The sequence below is a fragment of the Providencia sp. PROV175 genome (assembly GCF_032707045.1).
Lineage (GTDB): Bacteria > Pseudomonadota > Gammaproteobacteria > Enterobacterales > Enterobacteriaceae > Providencia > Providencia hangzhouensis.
Genome location: NZ_CP120533.1, coordinates 238,824 through 257,354, shown reverse-complemented (window position 1 = coordinate 257,354; position 18,531 = coordinate 238,824). Strand labels below are relative to the sequence as shown.

The following is an 18,531-nucleotide window of genomic DNA, read 5'->3' as shown; positions in this document are numbered from 1 at the left end:
AATTCGTTTTAACGGGACGCTACTATGCTAACAATGGAGGGGGGCTGCTGGCTATGTCACCAATCACTAAAATTAACTCATCAGGGTGTTTGTCATTTTTGCCTCAAAGGACTACCTAAAATGCCAACCTGCTGTTTACGCTGCGCTTTACCCTGTGAGCAGTCTACCATGGAGTGCGGACGTTGCCTAAAAAACCCTCCCGCATGGCAGAGAATTATCACAGTAACCCCGTACCAAGGCGCTTTACGCTTGTTAATCCATCGTTTTAAATTTCAAAAACAATCTCAACTTGCTTTTACTCTAGCACGAATTTTTGCGTTATTTTGGCTCACGGGTTACCGCCAACAAAAATGGCAAAAACCGGACTTAATCATCACCATTCCACTGCATCGCCGCCGTCTGTGGTGGAGAGGATTTGACCATATGGCATTAATAGGCGAAAATTTATCCAGATGGTTAAATATCCCCTATTCGCAAAATTCATTATCACGTAGTCGTGCTACACTGGCACAGATTACACTAAAACGTGAGTATCGCCGAAATAACCTAAAGGGAGCATTTACCTTAAACAACTCGGTTTCAAACCTACATGTTGCTGTTCTTGATGATGTTATTACAACAGGTTCCACCATGAATACCGCAGCACAATTGTTGATTTGTGCGGGTGTACATACTGTTGATGCATGGTCACTGTGTCGCACCTTGTAGGAAAGGGGTAAATGGGCGTATTATAACCAACTAAAGCAGTCAACTATTATTGAGCAAATGATTATGATTAATATTACTGAAGCAGCACAGGCTCATTTTGCCAAATTGTTGGAAAATCAAGAGCCAGGAACTCAAATCCGTGTTTTTGTTATCAACCCAGGCACACCAACCGCAGAGTGCGGTGTGTCATACTGCCCTCCGGGTGCCGTTGAAGCAACAGATAAAGAACTAAAGTTCGAGAAATTATCTGCTTATGTTGATGAAATTAGCGCGCCATTCTTAGATGATGCCGAGATTGACTTCGTTACCGACCAACTGGGCTCACAACTGACGTTAAAAGCACCAAACGCCAAAATGCGTAAAGTTTCTGATGACGCACCATTAATTGAGCGTGTTGAGTATGTTTTACAGTCACAAATTAACCCACAACTTGCCAGCCACGGTGGCCGTGTTTCCCTGATGGAAATCACCGATGAAGGCTTTGCAATTCTGCAATTTGGTGGCGGCTGTAACGGTTGTTCAATGGTCGATGTCACGCTTAAAGAAGGTATCGAAAAAGAACTTCTCAAAATGTTTGAAGGTGAGCTAAAAGGCGTTAAAGACCTGACTGAACACCAACGTGGCGAGCACTCTTTCTACTAATCAATACCACGAATATTTGGCACTCTGTTTTTACGAGTGCCTATCATTTAACCTTTAATGGGTTGTTACCTACTGTATTCGGTATTTTATGGACCATTTTGAAACACTAACACCAGAACAAGCCTATCAACATTGGTTAGACGGCACGGCCATACTGGTAGATGTACGAGACCCACAAAGTTTCCGTGCAGGCCATGCTAGTGGAGCCTATCACCTCACCAATGAGTCACTGAGCCAATTTTTAGAACAAACGGATTACGAACAACCTGTTATGGTGATGTGCTACCATGGGCACAGTAGCCAAGGTGCTGCACAATATCTGATCAACATTGGCTTTGAATCTGTATATAGCATCAATGGTGGATTTGAAGCATGGTTAAGGGAATATCCACAAGCCGTTACGGCTCTCTAGATGAGAAAACGCATTCATGATCCACATCACCTCCTTTGCTAATCCCAGAATGGCGCAAGCCTTTGTTGACTATATGGCTAGCAAAAATATTCACTTAAAAATAAAGCCATCACAGGAACAAGCTGTCTTTGAGCTTTGGCTAGAAGATGAGCAACTTCAACCTCAAGTCCAAAAAGAATTAGATATTTTTCTACAAGACCCAAATCACCCTCGCTACCTAGAAGCCAGTTGGCACACGGGAAGCGCAGATACCCAGTTTCAATATCGCAATTACCTAACTTGGGGTTACCTTAAAGAACAATCTGGCCCTTTAACTATCGCTGTTATTTTGTTGTCGATTGTTGTATATCTTTGGGTAGAAATGACTGATGCACGAGAGGTTCTACGTTATTTGGCATGGCCTATTGGCAACCAACAAACGGAACTTTGGCGTTGGTTTAGTCCTGCATTGGTGCACTTTTCGCTATCACATATTGGTTTCAACCTTGCGCTCTGGTGGTTTTTAGCTGGGCAAGTAGAACGAAAGCTCGGAACGGGTAAATTATTTACTATCTTACTGGTCTCAGCGCTGTTTAGTAACTGGGGGCAGTCGCTGTTTAGTGAAAACAACTTTGGCGGCTTATCTGGTGTCGTCTATGCCCTTGTCAGCTATGTGTGGTTAACGGGTGAACGTCGTCCCGAAAGTGGCATCAGTGTTCCTCGAGGGTTAATGATATTCTCGATTATCTGGCTTTTTTTCGGTTACTTCGATGTTTTAGGTATGCATATTGCCAATGCCGCACATACTTCAGGGTTAATTATCGGCTTATTGATGGGAGTATGGGATAATAGGCACAGTTTTAAACACCAGAGCTCCAGATAAAACATTTTAATAATTAGAGGCTAACGCTGTGAAACAAACCCAGAGACATGATGCAATAGTTGAGCTTGTGCGTCTTCAGGGATATGTCAGTACTGAAGAACTCGTCGAACACTTTGAGGTAAGCCCTCAAACGATCCGTCGAGACCTCAATGACCTCGCTGAACAAAATAAAATTCAGCGGCACCACGGTGGCGCAGCACTGCCTTCAAGTTCTGTGAATGCAGCTTATAATGACCGTAAAATCATGTGGTCAGATGAAAAAGCGCGTATCGCACAACATGTTGCGAGCCAGATCCCTGATGGTGCGACACTATTTATTGATATTGGTACAACCCCTGAAGCGGTTGCTCATGCGCTGGTTAACCATAAAAACCTACGTGTGGTGACCAATAATCTTAACGTCGCCACCTTGCTGATGCCAAAAGAAGACTTCCGCCTAATTTTAGCGGGAGGTGAAGTTCGCTCAAGAGATGGCGGTATTGTCGGTGAAGCGACCCTCGATTTTATTTCTCAATTTAGGTTAGATTACGGTATTTTGGGTATCAGTGGTATTGATATGGATGGCTCATTACTTGAGTTCGATTACCATGAAGTTCGTACCAAACGCGCGATTATTGAAAACTCACGCTGTGTCATGCTCGTCACCGACCATTCTAAATTTGGTCGTAACGCGATGGTTAATTTGGGTAATATGAATCTAATTGACTATTTATTTACTGATAAACAGCCACCAGACAGCATTATCAAAGTGATTGAGCAACATAATGTTCAATTAGAGCTTTGTTAATCAAATAGTTACCTTCATGATGGTAGTCCCAGCTACCATCATGTTCATTAGTCCCCTTCCCCACCATAATCCCCCACCTTACAGGTATTTTTTTCTTTTTCGCGCGAAACCCTCTTTTCCCTCTTGTAAATAACAATACTTTATATGTGGGTATTGAAAAAAAATTGTTACCAATATCACGCAGTTGTTATTTTTTTCATTAATAATAGTTGGCATCACTATCTATTTTGACTACAATCAAATGAGCGAAAACGAACATTATTGAAAGTGTTTCGAACATCTCAGGGGGATGCATGGAAACTAAAGACTTGATTGTCATCGGCGGCGGGATCAACGGCGCTGGAATTGCAGCAGATGCTGCAGGTCGTGGATTATCGGTATTACTGCTCGAAGCTCAAGACTTGGCAAGTGCGACTTCATCTGCGAGTTCTAAACTCATTCATGGTGGCTTACGTTATTTAGAGCATTATGAATTTAGATTAGTCAGCGAAGCTTTGGCAGAACGTGAAGTGCTATTACGATTAGCACCGCATATCGCCTTCCCAATGCGCTTCCGCTTACCTCATCAGCCTCATTTACGTCCAGCTTGGATGATCCGTATTGGCCTATTCTTATATGACCATTTAGGCAAACGTGTCAGCTTACCAAGTAGTAAGGGGCTGAAATTCAACCAAAACTCTGTACTAAAACCTGAACTAACAAAAGGTTTTGAATATTCCGATTGTTGGGTTGATGATGCGCGTTTAGTTGTGTTAAACGCTCAAGAAGTGGTACGTAAGAGTGGTGAGGTTCGTACTCGCACAAAAGTGACTCGCGCTTACCGTGAAAACGGCTTATGGGTTGTTGAGGCTCAGGACTTACGTACAGGCGAAACCCATACATGGAAAGCAAAAGGGCTAGTTAACGCCACAGGACCTTGGGTAAAAGAGTTCTTTGATGATGGGCTGAAATTAAAATCACCTTATGGTATTCGCCTAATCAAAGGGAGCCATATTGTCGTTCCGCGTGCTCATGATGAACCACAAGCGTACATCTTACAAAATGAAGATAACCGTATTGTATTTGTTATCCCGTGGATGGATGAATTTTCTATTATCGGCACCACTGATGTAGAATACAAAGGCGACCCGAAAGACGTCAAAATTGATGAAAACGAAGTTAACTATTTACTGAAAGTGTATAACGACCACTTCAAAAAACAGTTAACCGTGAGTGATATTGTTTGGGACTATTCAGGTGTTCGCCCACTGTGCGACGATGAATCAGACTCACCACAAGCCATTACTCGTGATTACACATTGGATATTCACGATGAACAAGGCCAAGCGCCATTGTTATCTGTATTTGGCGGTAAATTAACCACTTACCGTAAATTAGCGGAAGCTGCTGTGAATAAGTTAGCGACTTACTATCCAAATGCAGGTAGCCCATGGACTAAAAATGGTCAGTTACCAGGTGGTGATATCGAAGGTTGTGACCGTGATGGTTATGCACGTGTATTACGTCAACATTATCAATGGCTTCCTGAAGGCTTAGCGCTACGTTTTGCCAGAACTTACGGTAGCAACAGTAAACTGATCCTTGAAGGCGCGAATTCACTCAGCGACCTTGGTGAAGCATTCTCTGCGAATGTCTACGAAGCGGAATTACGTTACTTAGTCAAACATGAGTGGGTAACAGAGTTGGATGATGCTATTTGGCGTCGCACTAAATTGGGTATGTGGCTGAATGAAGAAGAAAAGCAGCGCATTGCTCAATGGTTAGCAAAAAATGGGTTGTCAGAAAATACCTCTGTATAATCGTAAAATCTCGTTGTTATAAAATCTCGTTGTTAATGGAAAAAGCCAGTCATCACTGTTTGACTGGCTTTTTTTATTTTAAATCGTTGCCAAGAATTTCAGAAAAGACCCAATCACGATAAGTTGTACAAATCAATTACGCCTGTTTATAATGTATGCGAATTTACCTCTCACCCAACTTCACAGGTACGCCTCACGATGAACTAAGCACTGCCAGAAAATATTTTCCAATACCCTTTTGGTATTCATTTTTCTGTTCCTGGCAGGCAAACGCTTTCATCGACACTTCTTGATAAGTCAACGACGTTGTCTGTCCTCATTATTTTGGAGGTGCATATGACGATTGCTTGTCACTTTTCACAGCTCAATATTGAATTTAACCAAACCGCCCTTTTTCCACCGCTAAACGGGACGCTATCATGCCAAAAAAATGCCTTAATTGGTTATAATGGCAAAGGAAAATCCGTTTTGATGCGTATTCTTGCTGGCCAATTAGCCCCTACGAAAGGGAATGTACATTGGGATCTCCCCTTTATCTATGTCGGTCAATTAACCCGACTCACAGGAGACACTCTTATCGATGCCTTAGGCATCAATGAGCTTTATCATGCATTCTTACGCATTGAGGCAGGAAATGGTTCTTTGGCAGATTTTGAGCTCACAGAAGATAAATGGCATTTACCTTCCCAATGGCAAAGTCTATTGGACTCTGCGGGGCTCGCTATCTCAATGGAAGCACCTATCTCCCATTTAAGTGGTGGTGAACGTACCCGCCTCGCGCTTTGTCGTGCATTTCTTCATCAAGATCACTTTTTGCTACTCGATGAACCGGATAACCATTTAGACTTGGATTCAAAACAACTACTTGAAGCGCTATTGCAGGACTACCAAGGAACACTCTTACTGGTTTCTCACGATGACGCCTTTATTGCAAACTGCAATATAACCCATACGCTAAATCTTTCTGATAAATAACTGTCTACTAGGCCACTGCCAAATTAGGTGTGGCCATCAGCTTTAATGGATAAACGTATTTTTAACGCGATGAGAAGCTAAAAAGTAGGGGATCCATAACACACAATAGAAACTGCCATTTATAGCCGTAATAATATTTGAGTAGTTAATTTCCAAACCAAATATATATGGGAACACAAAACGAGCAACTAATACCATTAAAGTAAACAGTACCATGGTGGCGATAAACAGCCACTTCGCCTGTTTTTTCCATTTAACCGCAGCGATAAACGTCCAAAAGAATAGAGCAATTAAAACACCATAACCGAGTTGCAAGAGGTAAAAACCTGTCGCAAAGCCTGAAATATAAAAATCAGAATCCGCTTCAGTTGCCAATGGCCATGCAGTTTGTACTTGCGAGATTTCTTGCAATAGCATCGTGACCGTTTTGTACAACATATAAAACAGTCCGATAATTGGTAAAATTAACCAGCCACTAATCCCCTGTAACGGCTTTTTAACCGCTGGTTGAGCCACCGATGATATTATTGCTGGCTCTGTTTGTGTGGTTGATTGCTGAATATCCATTCCGATAACCTTTATTTACTTTTACTTTGCATTTTATCTTCAAGAAATGCTTTGAGTACAATTGCTTGATTATGTTCTGTATTTTTAGCACTGTCTAACAGTGTTAAATCACCTTGTTTTGCCTGAGAAACCAACGCCTGCCAAGCCGTTGTGTTATTAAGTTCCTGCTGATATCGTTCGATAAACTGTGCAAACTGATCTGTGTTCTGATGAAACCATTTACGCAGTTCATTAGAAGGTGCAACGTCTTTATTCCAAGAGTCGTGTTGTAAATCTGTTTTTTTTATTCCTCTTGGCCACAGTCTATCAATAAGCACACGGTAGCCATCGTTATCGTCAACAGGGTCATAAACTCGTTTGCATTTAATCATCATTTACCTACCCAATAAAAAATCACAAAATTTTATTTGTTAATTTACAAAGGTATTTTTAACTCGCCTTGAAACTAAAAAATACGGTATCCAAATTGCACAAGCAATTAGTGCCCGAAAAATATCTTTGATATCCGAGGATTCAACTTCTAAATCCAATAAAATACTTGCGAGTATGATATCCGTAACCGTCAAAACTAAAGAAAAGATCTGGAAAAAAATATAAATTTTAATTGTGAGTTTTTTCTTTGTAAAAAAGACATAACTTAGAAAAAGCAAGGTCGCGTATAAAATAACGTTACCTAAAACCTCAAAGTAGATGAGCTCTTTAAATAATGGAATAAATGAACTTGATTGTGGGTCTGTTAATTCAACCCAATATTCAATCACTTGAGTATTTTGCTCATAAATAGAAAAAGGCAAAATAATCAAGGACAATATTATCCCTAACATAGGAAAAATAAGCCATCCACCAATGCCTGTTAATTCCCGCCTTGGTTGTGGTGATGGTACCGAAGTGCCATGAGATGAACTGTGACCTTCAGTTTTCATTTACACTTCCTTATTAAACAGACAAATAATATCAGTACAAAATAAATAGCTCTGTACAAGATAACATATCTGCTCTGTAAAAAATGAGTAACTAAATGCGCTAATTCACAATAATATTGTGAATAAAGAAAAATCTGACAAGGCCATCATTATGCAAATATTTACCGCACAGCTAACTCTCCCTACCAATTACCTTTATGGTGATTTTTTTGCCTTTCATCTGAGAGATCAACACAATGTCGCGGAAATAGTGGAAGAAAACACATTACACAAGGGCATAATATGGCAACAACATGCAACAAAAATGACATTGGAGCTTCAAAAGCAACACGCAACGATTTCATTAGCAATTGACTCCCCATCTATCATTATCAATGAACCAGACCTATTAACGCTGGCACAGCATGTACTCGGCTTAAAACAGAATATTGATGAGTTCGAAAAACACTACCTTGAAACTCCAGTACTTGGTCAGCTCATTGGAAAGCAAAGAGGATTAAGGATTTATCAATCTGCCAGCGCATTTGAAGCGTTAGTTTGGGCTATTATAGGCCAACAAATTAGTGTTCATGCGGCTATCGCCATTCGTCGGCGCTTTATCCAAGCGGTAGGAATTCAGCACACTTCAGGTATTTGGTGTTTCCCCGACACTCCACAAATCAAGTTAGTTGATGACGAGACCCTGCGACAAACGGGCTTTTCAAACGGTAAAATTATCGCCCTCAGAGCCCTTTGTGAAGCCATCGAAAATCAACAAATTGATTTATCACAGCAGGTTACTCACTCCAATGCGAATCAAATAACTGAGCAATTATTACAAATCAAAGGTATTGGCCCTTGGACTGTAAGCTATGCTTTACTACGAGGATTCAATTACTTAGATGGCTCATTACATGGGGATGTAGCGGTAAGACGTAATCTACAAACATTGCTCGCGAAATCAGAACAGCCTACCGCCAAAGAAACGGAAAAATGGTTGGAGCAATTCTCCCCATGGCGCGCACTGGTTGCCGCCCATTTGTGGCGTAGTCAGTCAGCCGCAGGATATTGATAAATAAAAAAACCCAATCCATCTGAATTGGGCTTTCCCGCTATTCACAATAATGACTTAACGTAGCCAGTTTGTTTTCACTAATTGAACGACTTCATCACCGCGACCACTCATAATCGCTTTTAACATATATAGGCTAAAGCCTTTTGCTTCTTGTGCTGCGATTTCTGGCGGCATAGACAGCTCTTGTTTAGCAGTCAAGACATCAACCACCACTGGCCCATCATGGGCAAAAGCTTCTTTTAATGCACCGTCTAGATCTTCACTTTTTTCAACCCGGATGCCTTTGATACCCGCGGCATTCGCAATCGCTGCAAAGTTAGGGTTCTGTAAATCCGTTCCCGCTGTCAAGAAACCTGCCACTTTCATTTCCATGGCCACAAAACCAAGTACGCCATTGTTATGAATGATGATTTTTACTGGTAATTGCATTTGGGAAAGAGAGATAAAATCTCCCATTAACATACTGAAACCACCATCACCGCACATGGCAACCACTTGGCGTTTTTTATCAACGGCCTGCGCACCAATAGCTTGTGGCATCGCATTCGCCATTGACCCGTGGTTAAAAGAGCCAATTAAACGGCGTTTACCGTTCATTTTCAAGTAGCGTGCAGCCCATACTGTCGGGGTTCCAACGTCACAAGTGAAAATCGCATCATCCGCAGCTAATTCACTAATTTTTGTTGCAAGATACTGAGGATGTATTAACCCTTCATGACCCGGTTTAGCGAGATCATCTAACCCTTTTCGAGCCTCTTCATAATGTTTTAAAGCGCCATCAAGGTGTTTTGTATCCTGCTTAGCCTGTAAATGTGGCTGTAATGCATCCAATGTCGCTTTAATATCACCAATCAGCCCCATATCAATATGGCAGTGGGAGCCCAGGCTGCCTGCATTAATATCAACCTGAATGATTTTAGCTTCACTTGGGTAGAAAGGGCGGTATGGAAATTGTGTCCCTAACAAAACAACTGTATCTGCGTTCATCATTGCGTGGTAACCTGATGAAAAACCGATTAAACCTGTCATTCCGACGCTGTATGGGTTATCCCATTCAATATGTTCTTTACCACGTAACGCGTGTACTACCGGCGCTTTTAGGGTTTCTGCTAGCTTAACCACTTCATCATGGGCACCTGCGCAGCCATTACCACAGAATAGCGTGATATTCTTAGACTGATTCAGCAGTTCGGCGAGTTTTTCGATTTCACTTCGCTGAGGCATAATCAGTGGCGCTTGCGGCTGATACCATGTCTCTTTCGCTGACTCTGGCGCATCTTTTAGTGCAATATCACCCGGTATCACAACGACTGATACCCCTTTATTCAGAATCGCTTTACGCATAGCGATACCAAGAACTTGTGGAATTTGCTCTGGATTAGAGACCATTTCACAGTAATGGCTGCATTCACGGAATAATTCAGTTGGGTGAGTTTCTTGGAAATAATTACTACCAATTTCGCTGGATGGGATATGAGCAGCAATCGCCAATACGGGTACGCGATTACGGTGGCAATCATACAACCCATTAATAAGATGCATATTTCCTGGCCCGCAAGAGCCTGCACATACGGCTAAATTACCGGTTAGCTGAGCTTCTGAACCCGCAGCAAAGGCAGCCACTTCCTCATGACGAGTTCCTAGCCACTCAATAGCGCCTTGACGACGTAAGCTGTCGGTTAAGCCATTTAACGAGTCTCCTGTAACGCCCCAAATACGTTTAACACCTGCATTATCAAGTACTTTTGCAATATAGGATGCAACACTCTGTTTTTTCATAATGGCACTCTTTTAAGTCGGATGTGATACCCTTGATATCTTGCAGTACAAAATATGAAGGGTATTTTTAGATGCATAACAACATTCAAAGTAGAATTTTGTCATACTCGCTTATATCAAACCCAATATCGACAATAGATTGATTGTAACTAAGTAAATTCCTCATTCCTACTCATCAAATTAAATATAAAATAGAACAGCATAATCCACCGTTATTATCAAAAGAAGAGGATAGCAACAAGATAAATAAATAGACGAGTTATTAATAGCTTAAGCAAAACAAGAGCATCGTAAAAGGATGGGGTTATCTTCATATATTCTTCATCGCAACAATACCATTATTTCGACCATATTAAATTGCTAACCTTATATATTTATGACAGGCTAAAACTCACCTATAAAAATGTATTAAATTGATTTTAAACAATTTATTTTTACCTACTCCTTTACTGAGTATCTATTTTTTCAATTATTCAGTTCAATCGTTATATTACTAACACAAAATCCTATCAAAGCATATGTATTAGTATAAAACACCTATATTTTACATTTGTTCGATATTAATGTAGTGTTAGTACTGTATTTTTTAACTCAAGGTGGCTTTTTTGCTGTATTTACAACACAAACACTCTCATTATTCTACCCACGACGTACCTATTTTAGCCTGGTATTTCAGCGCGACATAAAAACACTAAAAACTTATCTATTACGTAAACAACGTCTATTCTAAATAATAAGGTTTGATATTTTACCGATGTATGAAAACCCACATCTTAAATGCTGTTGTTTCGGTTATTGAAATTAAAATAAGAGGATGGTTTCATGAGATTCAAGAAGAAAAAAGAAAAACCGTTAAATATTAGTGATATTACTATTATTGATGACGGTAAACTCAAAAAAGCAATTACCGCGGCTTCGCTGGGTAATGCGATGGAATGGTTTGATTTTGGGGTATATGGTTTCTTAGCCTATGTTCTCGGTCAGGTTTTCTTTCCGGACGCATCACCGAGCGTACAGATGATTGCCGCATTAGCCACTTTCTCCGTGCCTTTCTTAGTTAGGCCATTAGGGGGGGTCGTTTTTGGTATCTTAGGTGACAAATACGGCCGTCAAAAAGTCCTTTCGATGACAATTATCATCATGGCAGTCAGTACCTTCTGTATTGGTTTGATTCCATCCTATGAGAGCATCGGTATCTGGGCCCCCATTCTGTTATTAATTGCTAAGTTAGCTCAAGGTTTCTCGGTAGGTGGTGAATATTCTGGTGCAGCAATCTTTGTTGCTGAATACTCACCAGACCGTAAACGTGGCTTTATGGGAAGTTGGTTAGACTTTGGCTCTATCGCCGGTTTTGTCTTAGGTGCGGGTGTCGTAGTACTAATTTCCAGTATCGTTGGGGAAGCTAACTTCCATGATTGGGGCTGGAGAATTCCGTTCTTCTTAGCGTTACCGTTAGGGATCATCGGGTTATATCTACGTCATTCACTGGAAGAAACTCCTGCGTTCCAACAACATGTTGAATCGTTAGAAAAACAAGATAAAGCCAATATTCAAAATCCACCAAAAATCTCAGTACGTGAAGTGGCGACTAAGTATTGGAAAAGCTTGATGATTTGTGTTGGCTTGGTTATCGCAACCAATGTGACTTACTATATGTTGCTGACCTACATGCCAAGTTACTTATCACACAACCTGAATTATTCTACTGACCATGGTGTGCTAATTATTATTGCAATTATGATTGGTATGTTATTTGTTCAACCGATTATCGGTTTAACCAGTGATAAAATTGGTCGTCGCCCATTTGTCATTACCGGTAGCGTAGGGCTGATTTTATTGGCATACCCTGCGTTTATGTTAATCAACAGTGGTTCTGTTGGCTTAATTTTCCTGGGTTTATTGATTTTAGCGGTGCTGTTGAACTGTTTTACAGGGGTTATGGCGTCTATTTTACCCGCGATTTTCCCAACTCATATTCGTTACAGTGCGTTAGCTATTGCCTTTAATATTTCAGTATTAATTGCCGGTGCGACACCGACTGTTGCGGCATGGTTGGTCGAATCAACTACTGACTTATACATGCCAGCGTATTACTTAATCGTGATTGCTTTAATTGGTTTATATACGGGTATCAGAATGCCAGAAACGGCGAATAAACCATTACGCGGGGCAACACCTGCTGCATCAGATAAAGCCGAGGCAAAAGAAATTCTTAGCGAGCACTTTGACAATATTGAACAAAAAGTTGAAGATATTGACGAACAAATTGCTGAACTTGAGAAAAAACGCCAATCCTTAATCAATCAGCATCCTAAATTAGATTAAATATAATAGGGCCGTTTACCGGCCCTTTGTTTTGACTTCAACGAAAATGTTAACCGAGGAGGGAGGCGATGGCAGCCAAACAAGTTTGTCATCTTATCTGGTTTCGCAATGACCTACGGGTCACTGATAACAAAGCACTTTCCTCCGCCTGCGCAGACCCAGATGCGCAAGTTATCGCCCTATTTACTGCCACCTCTGAGCAATGGCAACAACATGATATGGCTGAGCGGCAAATTTCATTCATTCACCAGAATCTTGTTGAACTACAGAATTCACTTGCTGAGCTTGGTATTCCACTGGTTTGTCAAACTGAGGCGAATTTTGCTGATGCGGCACAATGGGTACTCGATTACGCAAAGACGCAGCAGGCTGATGCCTTGTTTTTTAATCGGCAATACGAGTGGAACGAAAAACAACGGGATGAATGGTTAATCAATCAACCTCATGGGTTGCATATCCATGCTTTTGACGATTACTTATTACTTCCCCCGGGTTCCGTCACGAATCAAAAAGGGGAGATGTATCAAGTCTATACCCCTTTTCGCCGAGCTTTCATCACCCAACTTACCGTGACAGATTGTCGTTCACTGCGTGCCCCAGAAAAACGAGCGGTCGCCATCAACATTGATAAGACTTTACCGTTATTTCCGCATCAACCCATTGAAGACTCACCACAATTTCCTGCTGGTGAAAAATCTGCTTTAACGCGACTCAGGCAGTTTTGTTCCCAGAAAGTCGCCGGTTATAAAAACGATAGAGATATTCCTTCTATTGTTGGTACCAGCCAATTATCACCTTACCTCGCGATGGGGGTGCTGTCCCCTCGCCAATGCTTCAACCGATTACAAGCAGAAAATCCCCAAGTGTTGGATTACCCAGATAGCGGGGCATTCACTTGGTTAAATGAGTTAATTTGGCGTGAATTTTATTCGCATCTTTTAGTGGCGTTCCCACGCCTATGTCGCCATCAGCCATTTATTCAATGGACACAACACATTCACTGGAATGATTCTTCAACCGATTTTGCAGCATGGAAAACGGGACAAACGGGTTACCCAATAGTGGATGCCGCTATGCGCCAACTGAATACAACAGGTTGGATGCATAACCGTCTACGTATGATTGTGGCTAGCTTTTTAGTCAAAGACTTACTGATTGATTGGCGCAAAGGTGAAAAATACTTTATGAGCCAACTCCTTGATGGCAGTTTAGCCGCAAATAACGGCGGTTGGCAGTGGTCAGCCTCTACTGGCGTTGACGCCTCCCCTTGGTTTCGTATCTTTAACCCAACCACTCAAGGGAAAAAGTTTGATGCGCAAGGGACTTTTATTCGCCATTGGTTACCCGAATTACAGCAAGTTCCCGATAAGTATATTCATACACCCCATGAATGGGCGGTGCTCAGCAGCACACCGATTAATTATCCAGAGCCGATTGTTGACCATAAACAAGCCCGTCTCGCCACTCTAGCGGCATTTGAAGCGGGTAAGCGTAATAGTTTGAAGCAATAAATCGTTTAAAATACGATAAATAGCAAAGTTATTATTTGCTTTAATAATTACTATAGCGCTTCAATCATAAGGAGCAGATATGAGCGTTATTTTACAAGTTGATTTTCCGTATCAGGGGCCATGGGGCGCAGAAATGACCGTGGCAATGGATGAATTAGCCAATTCAATCAACCAAGAACCTGGTTTTGTGTGGAAAATTTGGACAGAAAACCAACAAACTCAAAAAGCCGGGGGCGTTTATCTGTTTACCTCTGAAGCCTATGCCAAAGCATATCTACAAAAACACAGCGCACGCCTGAAATCTTTCGGTATCCCTGAAGTACGTGGTGAAATTTTTGCAGTCAATAAGGCGCTTAGCCAATTAAACCAAGCGCAGTTTATTGCCAACTAACCGCTTACTGACGTTGAAATTCACATAACCACATCTGAGGTAAATAAGCCATTGGCTTGTAAAGCAAAATGACTTTTTACCTCATCACAACAGGAAATGATTGAAAAATCACCTATTAGCTCAATAATTAATTCACACCGTATAATGGCTAATGAAAATCACCTACACGACGCTCCACCAGCGTTAAAATACTGTACAACGCCACAACGGTATCATCCTGATTAAACACTTGCACATCCCATTCAACAACACCGTTAGGTTTATCTTCAGCAAGTTTTTGTGTTTTTTTGATCTTTTTCTTGCACGTTAGGCGAACTTGTATGGTGTCTCCGATTTTCACCGGTTCAATAAAACGCAAACTTTCCATGCCATAATTGGCGATTACGGGCCCAACACCTGCATCAACAAATAACCCTGCGGCTGCTGAAACGACAAAATAGCCGTGCGCAATTCGTTCACCAAATAACGACTGTGCTGCGCCAATTTTATCGACGTGAACATAAAAATTATCACCGCTGAGACAAGCAAAATTAGCAATATCGGCCTCTGTAACGGTACGCCTTGCAGTCAGTAATGTGTCGCCAATCGCTAAGTCTTCAAAATGCTTACGGAATGGATGAACCACATCAGCGATAGTGTCTGCCCCGCGAATCCATTGCTTGGTAATGGCTGTTAGCATCGAAGGGCTACCTTGGATGGCAGTACGCTGCATATAGTGTTTGACAGCTCTCAACCCACCGAGCTCCTCACCACCACCTGCACGACCTGGGCCGCCGTGTACTAGTAACGGAAGCGGAGAACCGTGGCCTGTAGACTCCGCGGCGGATGCTTCGTTTAAAATTAGCATCCGCCCATGTGCCCGCGCACTCGCACGAATGACCGTTTGCGCGACTTGTGCATCAGCAGTGACTAAAGTCCCCGCAAGACTACCTCCACCTAAAATCGCCAACTGCACCGCCTGTTCGATATTCTCATAGCTCATTAACGTGGCGACTGGACCAAAAGCCTCGATTTCATGTACTGCTGTAGATTTAAAAGGCTCAGCACAATACAACAACGTTGGTGGATAAAAAGCCCCATGTTGGCTATCTGCACCAATCACATCCAGCTTCTCGAATTGCCCACCACATAAGACATCACAGCCATGATCACATAAATAATTTACTTTCTCTTGTACGTCTTGGCGCTGTTCTAAGTTAATCAGTGCCCCCATTCTGACCCCTTCAACCGCAGGGTCGCCCACTGTTGTGGCAGATAAACGTTTCAATAACGCCTGCTTCACATTTTCGAGCTGGTTTTTCGGCACAATAATGCGACGAATCGCGGTACACTTCTGTCCCGCTTTCGCTGTCATTTCACGAACGACTTCTTTAATGAATAAAGCAAATTCAGGCTGTTCTGGCTGGACGTCATCACCTAAAATTGCACAATTCAGTGAATCCGCTTCCATTGTAAAAGGCACTGATTTGGCAATGATACGTGGATGCGATTTTAGTTTTTGCCCTGTACTAGCCGACCCTGTAAAAGTCACCACATCTTCAAAATCGAGGTGTTCAAACATATCGCCAACACCACCGCAAACCAGTTGAATTGCGCCATCAGGTACCAGGCCGCTATCCACCATTAACTTCACCATCGCCTGTGTTAACTGTGCTGAGGCGGTTGCTGGTTTGATAATAGCAGGCATGCCAGCAAGCCACGTTGGTGCCAATTTTTCTAACATACCCCAGCACGGGAAGTTAAATGCATTAATGTGCAAGGCAACGCCACGGCGAGATGTTAAAATGTGATGCCCAATAAATTGCCCTTGTTTCGATAATGGGATCATTTCATCTTCAGGCCAAATCGTGTCATCTGGTAGCTCACGGTTAGCGAGCCCCGAATAAGAAAACAATGTGGCAATTCCCCCTTCAATATCCACCCAGCTATCCGCTTTGGTTGCGCCAGTTTGTGCCGAAATCGCATATAACTGCGCTTTATGTTCCAGTAGATATTTTGCTAGGGCCTTAAGCATTTGCCCGCGTTGCTGGAATGTCATCGCTGACAATATTTCGCCCCCCACTTGGCGACCATATTGCAAACTTTCAGCTAACGGCAACCCTTCAGTCGTCACCGTATATAAGGTTTCATTCGTTAGTGCATGATGAATTTTTCGCCCTTCGCCCTCACCTTGCACCCATTTCCCCATAATATAACTTGTTAAATGCTGCATATTCCTCTCCAGAAATAAAAAACATCAATTAAAATCAGATAACAAATATGTATCATAAAAATAAGCATAGACGCCAATTTAAATTTAACAAATTAAGAACAACTTTGTCTTAAATACCCACTCCCATAAAAACCACACAAAAATAATCAACACCAATTCATTGTTTTTATTTGAATTTAATTTATTGATTGTGAAGTGCATCGCAAAACAAGGTTAATGAATATTGATCTTTATGTTAACAATTACTAGCATTTATGTTAAATAAACATGATTCATTATTTTAATAAAAAATTACATTAACGAATCACTTAATGGAAAGATCAATGAGCGAGCATAATCAGGCTAACTTCGAAGCCAAAATCGAAGCAGATATTTCCATCGAGCCCAAGGACTGGATGCCCGATGCGTATCGGCAAAACCTTATCCGCCAAATTGGTCAGCATGCCCATTCAGAAGTCGTCGGCATGCTACCAGAAGCGAATTGGCTGACACGAGCACCGACACTCCGCCGTAAAGCGATTTTACTGGCCAAAATTCAAGATGAAGCAGGCCATGGTTTATACCTCTATAGCGCTGCCGAAACCCTTGGTTGCTCTCGTCAAGATATCTACCAAAAGCTACTTGATGAAAAAATGAAATATTCCTCCATTTTTAACTACCCGACATTAAGTTGGGCAGACGTAGGAGTGATTGGATGGCTTGTCGATGGAGCGGCAATTGTGAACCAAGTTGCATTGTGCCGTGCCTCTTATGGCCCTTATGCACGAGCAATGGTGAAAATCTGTAAAGAAGAAAGTTTTCACCAACGCCAAGGTTATGAAGCTGTTATGGCACTTGCAGAAGGCACCGATGAGCAAAAAGCGATGCTGCAAGATGCGATAAACCGCTTTTGGTGGCCCGTTCTCACGATGTTCGGCCCCAATGATTCGGACTCCCCGCACAGCGCTCAAAGCATGGCTTGGAAAATCAAACGCTTCAGTAATGATGAGCTACGGCAAAAGTTTGTTGATAACACCGTTCCGCAAGTGGAAGCGTTAGGTATGACGATCCCTGACCCTGATCTAGTTTGGGATGAAGAACTTGGTCATTACCGCTTTGGTGAAATCGACTGGGAAGAGTTTTATCAAGTTATTAAAGGCAATGGCATTTGTAATCACGAGCGCCTTAGCGCTAAGCGCAAAGGGTGGGAAGACGGCGCATGGGTACGTGAAGGTGCAATGGCACATAGCCGCAAACAAAAATCCGTTAAAACGGCGGCTTAATCACTGACCATTTTACAAAAAGGAAAACACCATGAGCAATCAAGATTGGCCTTTATATGAAGTTTTTGTCCGTAGTAAGCAAGGGCTTGCGCATCGTCATGTCGGCAGTTTACATGCGGCTGATGACCAAATGGCACTGGAGAATGCCCGCGATGCATATACAAGGCGTAGCGAAGGCTGCTCAATTTGGGTGGTGAAGGCCGCACATTTAATTGCCTCACAGCCCGAAGATAAAAGCACCTTCTTCGACCCTGCGGATACCAAAGTCTATCGTCACCCAACCTTCTATACCATCCCTGATGGTATCAAAAACATGTAAGGA

Annotated in this window: 18 protein-coding genes; 13 read left to right on the top strand and 5 right to left on the bottom strand. The window is 42.0% G+C overall.

Features of this window, described 5'->3' with window-relative positions:
* Positions 1 to 24 precede the first annotated feature (24 nt).
* The 7 genes from P3L44_RS01140 to P3L44_RS01110 all read left to right on the top strand — a co-directional run bounded on the left by P3L44_RS01140 (position 25) and on the right by P3L44_RS01110 (position 6,185).
* Positions 25 to 708 carry a DNA utilization protein GntX gene (locus P3L44_RS01140; RefSeq protein WP_272661830.1) on the top strand — a complete coding sequence of 228 codons (684 nt, stop codon included), beginning with the start codon at positions 25 to 27 and terminating at the stop codon, positions 706 to 708.
* 63 nt (positions 709 to 771) lie between these two features.
* Entirely contained in the window at positions 772 to 1,350 is a 579-nt protein-coding gene (gene nfuA / locus P3L44_RS01135) for a Fe-S biogenesis protein NfuA (protein ID WP_004266130.1), read from the top strand.
* Between the two features lie 88 nt (positions 1,351 to 1,438).
* On the top strand, positions 1,439 to 1,762 hold the full coding sequence (gene glpE / locus P3L44_RS01130) for a thiosulfate sulfurtransferase GlpE (RefSeq protein WP_004262879.1): 324 nt from the start codon (positions 1,439 to 1,441) through the stop codon (positions 1,760 to 1,762).
* A 16-nt stretch (positions 1,763 to 1,778) separates the two neighbouring features.
* Entirely contained in the window at positions 1,779 to 2,624 is an 846-nt protein-coding gene (gene glpG, locus P3L44_RS01125) for a rhomboid family intramembrane serine protease GlpG (protein ID WP_272661829.1), read from the top strand.
* Between the two features lie 28 nt (positions 2,625 to 2,652).
* On the top strand, positions 2,653 to 3,411 hold the full coding sequence (locus P3L44_RS01120; RefSeq protein ID WP_272661828.1) for a DeoR/GlpR family transcriptional regulator: 759 nt from the start codon (positions 2,653 to 2,655) through the stop codon (positions 3,409 to 3,411).
* A gap of 293 nt (positions 3,412 to 3,704) precedes the next feature.
* Complete coding sequence (gene glpD, locus P3L44_RS01115) at positions 3,705 to 5,210, top strand: glycerol-3-phosphate dehydrogenase (RefSeq protein WP_272661827.1); 1,506 nt, start codon at positions 3,705 to 3,707, stop codon at positions 5,208 to 5,210.
* A 336-nt stretch (positions 5,211 to 5,546) separates the two neighbouring features.
* Positions 5,547 to 6,185 (top strand): ATP-binding cassette domain-containing protein, encoded by a 639-nt coding sequence (locus tag P3L44_RS01110; RefSeq protein WP_410480043.1) that lies wholly within the window; start codon positions 5,547 to 5,549, stop codon positions 6,183 to 6,185.
* A gap of 42 nt (positions 6,186 to 6,227) precedes the next feature.
* Here the strand turns inward: P3L44_RS01110 and P3L44_RS01105 are convergent, their stop codons facing one another.
* Genes P3L44_RS01105 through P3L44_RS01095 form a run of 3 tightly spaced genes read right to left on the bottom strand, consistent with a single transcriptional unit; the run spans position 6,228 to position 7,675 of the window.
* Entirely contained in the window at positions 6,228 to 6,752 is a 525-nt protein-coding gene (locus P3L44_RS01105; RefSeq protein WP_272661826.1) for a DUF2569 family protein, read from the bottom strand.
* 11 nt (positions 6,753 to 6,763) lie between these two features.
* Positions 6,764 to 7,123, bottom strand: coding sequence for a DUF488 domain-containing protein (locus P3L44_RS01100; RefSeq protein WP_272661896.1), 360 nt, complete (start codon positions 7,121 to 7,123; stop codon positions 6,764 to 6,766).
* A 39-nt stretch (positions 7,124 to 7,162) separates the two neighbouring features.
* Entirely contained in the window at positions 7,163 to 7,675 is a 513-nt protein-coding gene (locus P3L44_RS01095; protein ID WP_140171971.1) for a DUF2569 domain-containing protein, read from the bottom strand.
* A 151-nt stretch (positions 7,676 to 7,826) separates the two neighbouring features.
* Here P3L44_RS01095 and P3L44_RS01090 point away from each other — a divergent pair, with 151 nt between their 5' ends.
* A complete protein-coding gene (locus P3L44_RS01090) occupies positions 7,827 to 8,726 on the top strand; it encodes a DNA-3-methyladenine glycosylase family protein (RefSeq protein ID WP_109912384.1) in 900 nt (299 codons plus the stop codon).
* Between the two features lie 57 nt (positions 8,727 to 8,783).
* Here P3L44_RS01090 and poxB read toward each other — a convergent pair whose 3' ends face one another.
* On the bottom strand, positions 8,784 to 10,508 hold the full coding sequence (poxB, locus tag P3L44_RS01085) for a ubiquinone-dependent pyruvate dehydrogenase (RefSeq protein ID WP_140171970.1): 1,725 nt from the start codon (positions 10,506 to 10,508) through the stop codon (positions 8,784 to 8,786).
* 822 nt (positions 10,509 to 11,330) lie between these two features.
* Here poxB and proP point away from each other — a divergent pair.
* From proP to P3L44_RS01070, 3 genes are all read left to right on the top strand, one after another.
* Positions 11,331 to 12,833 (top strand): glycine betaine/L-proline transporter ProP, encoded by a 1,503-nt coding sequence (proP, locus tag P3L44_RS01080; RefSeq protein ID WP_140171969.1) that lies wholly within the window; start codon positions 11,331 to 11,333, stop codon positions 12,831 to 12,833.
* A 68-nt stretch (positions 12,834 to 12,901) separates the two neighbouring features.
* Positions 12,902 to 14,344, top strand: a complete 1,443-nt coding sequence (phrB, locus tag P3L44_RS01075; protein ID WP_140171968.1) for a deoxyribodipyrimidine photo-lyase — start codon at positions 12,902 to 12,904, stop codon at positions 14,342 to 14,344.
* A gap of 79 nt (positions 14,345 to 14,423) precedes the next feature.
* Positions 14,424 to 14,735 carry a monooxygenase gene (locus tag P3L44_RS01070; protein ID WP_140171967.1) on the top strand — a complete coding sequence of 104 codons (312 nt, stop codon included), beginning with the start codon at positions 14,424 to 14,426 and terminating at the stop codon, positions 14,733 to 14,735.
* 148 nt (positions 14,736 to 14,883) lie between these two features.
* On the opposite strand, the gene paaZ is transcribed toward P3L44_RS01070, so the two are convergent.
* Complete coding sequence (paaZ, locus tag P3L44_RS01065) at positions 14,884 to 16,947, bottom strand: phenylacetic acid degradation bifunctional protein PaaZ (protein ID WP_272661825.1); 2,064 nt, start codon at positions 16,945 to 16,947, stop codon at positions 14,884 to 14,886.
* 323 nt (positions 16,948 to 17,270) lie between these two features.
* Here paaZ and paaA point away from each other — a divergent pair, with 323 nt between their 5' ends.
* Complete coding sequence (gene paaA / locus P3L44_RS01060; RefSeq protein WP_094960837.1) at positions 17,271 to 18,209, top strand: 1,2-phenylacetyl-CoA epoxidase subunit PaaA; 939 nt, start codon at positions 17,271 to 17,273, stop codon at positions 18,207 to 18,209.
* A 31-nt stretch (positions 18,210 to 18,240) separates the two neighbouring features.
* Positions 18,241 to 18,528 (top strand): 1,2-phenylacetyl-CoA epoxidase subunit PaaB, encoded by a 288-nt coding sequence (gene paaB, locus P3L44_RS01055; RefSeq protein ID WP_004262911.1) that lies wholly within the window; start codon positions 18,241 to 18,243, stop codon positions 18,526 to 18,528.
* Positions 18,529 to 18,531 lie beyond the last annotated feature (3 nt).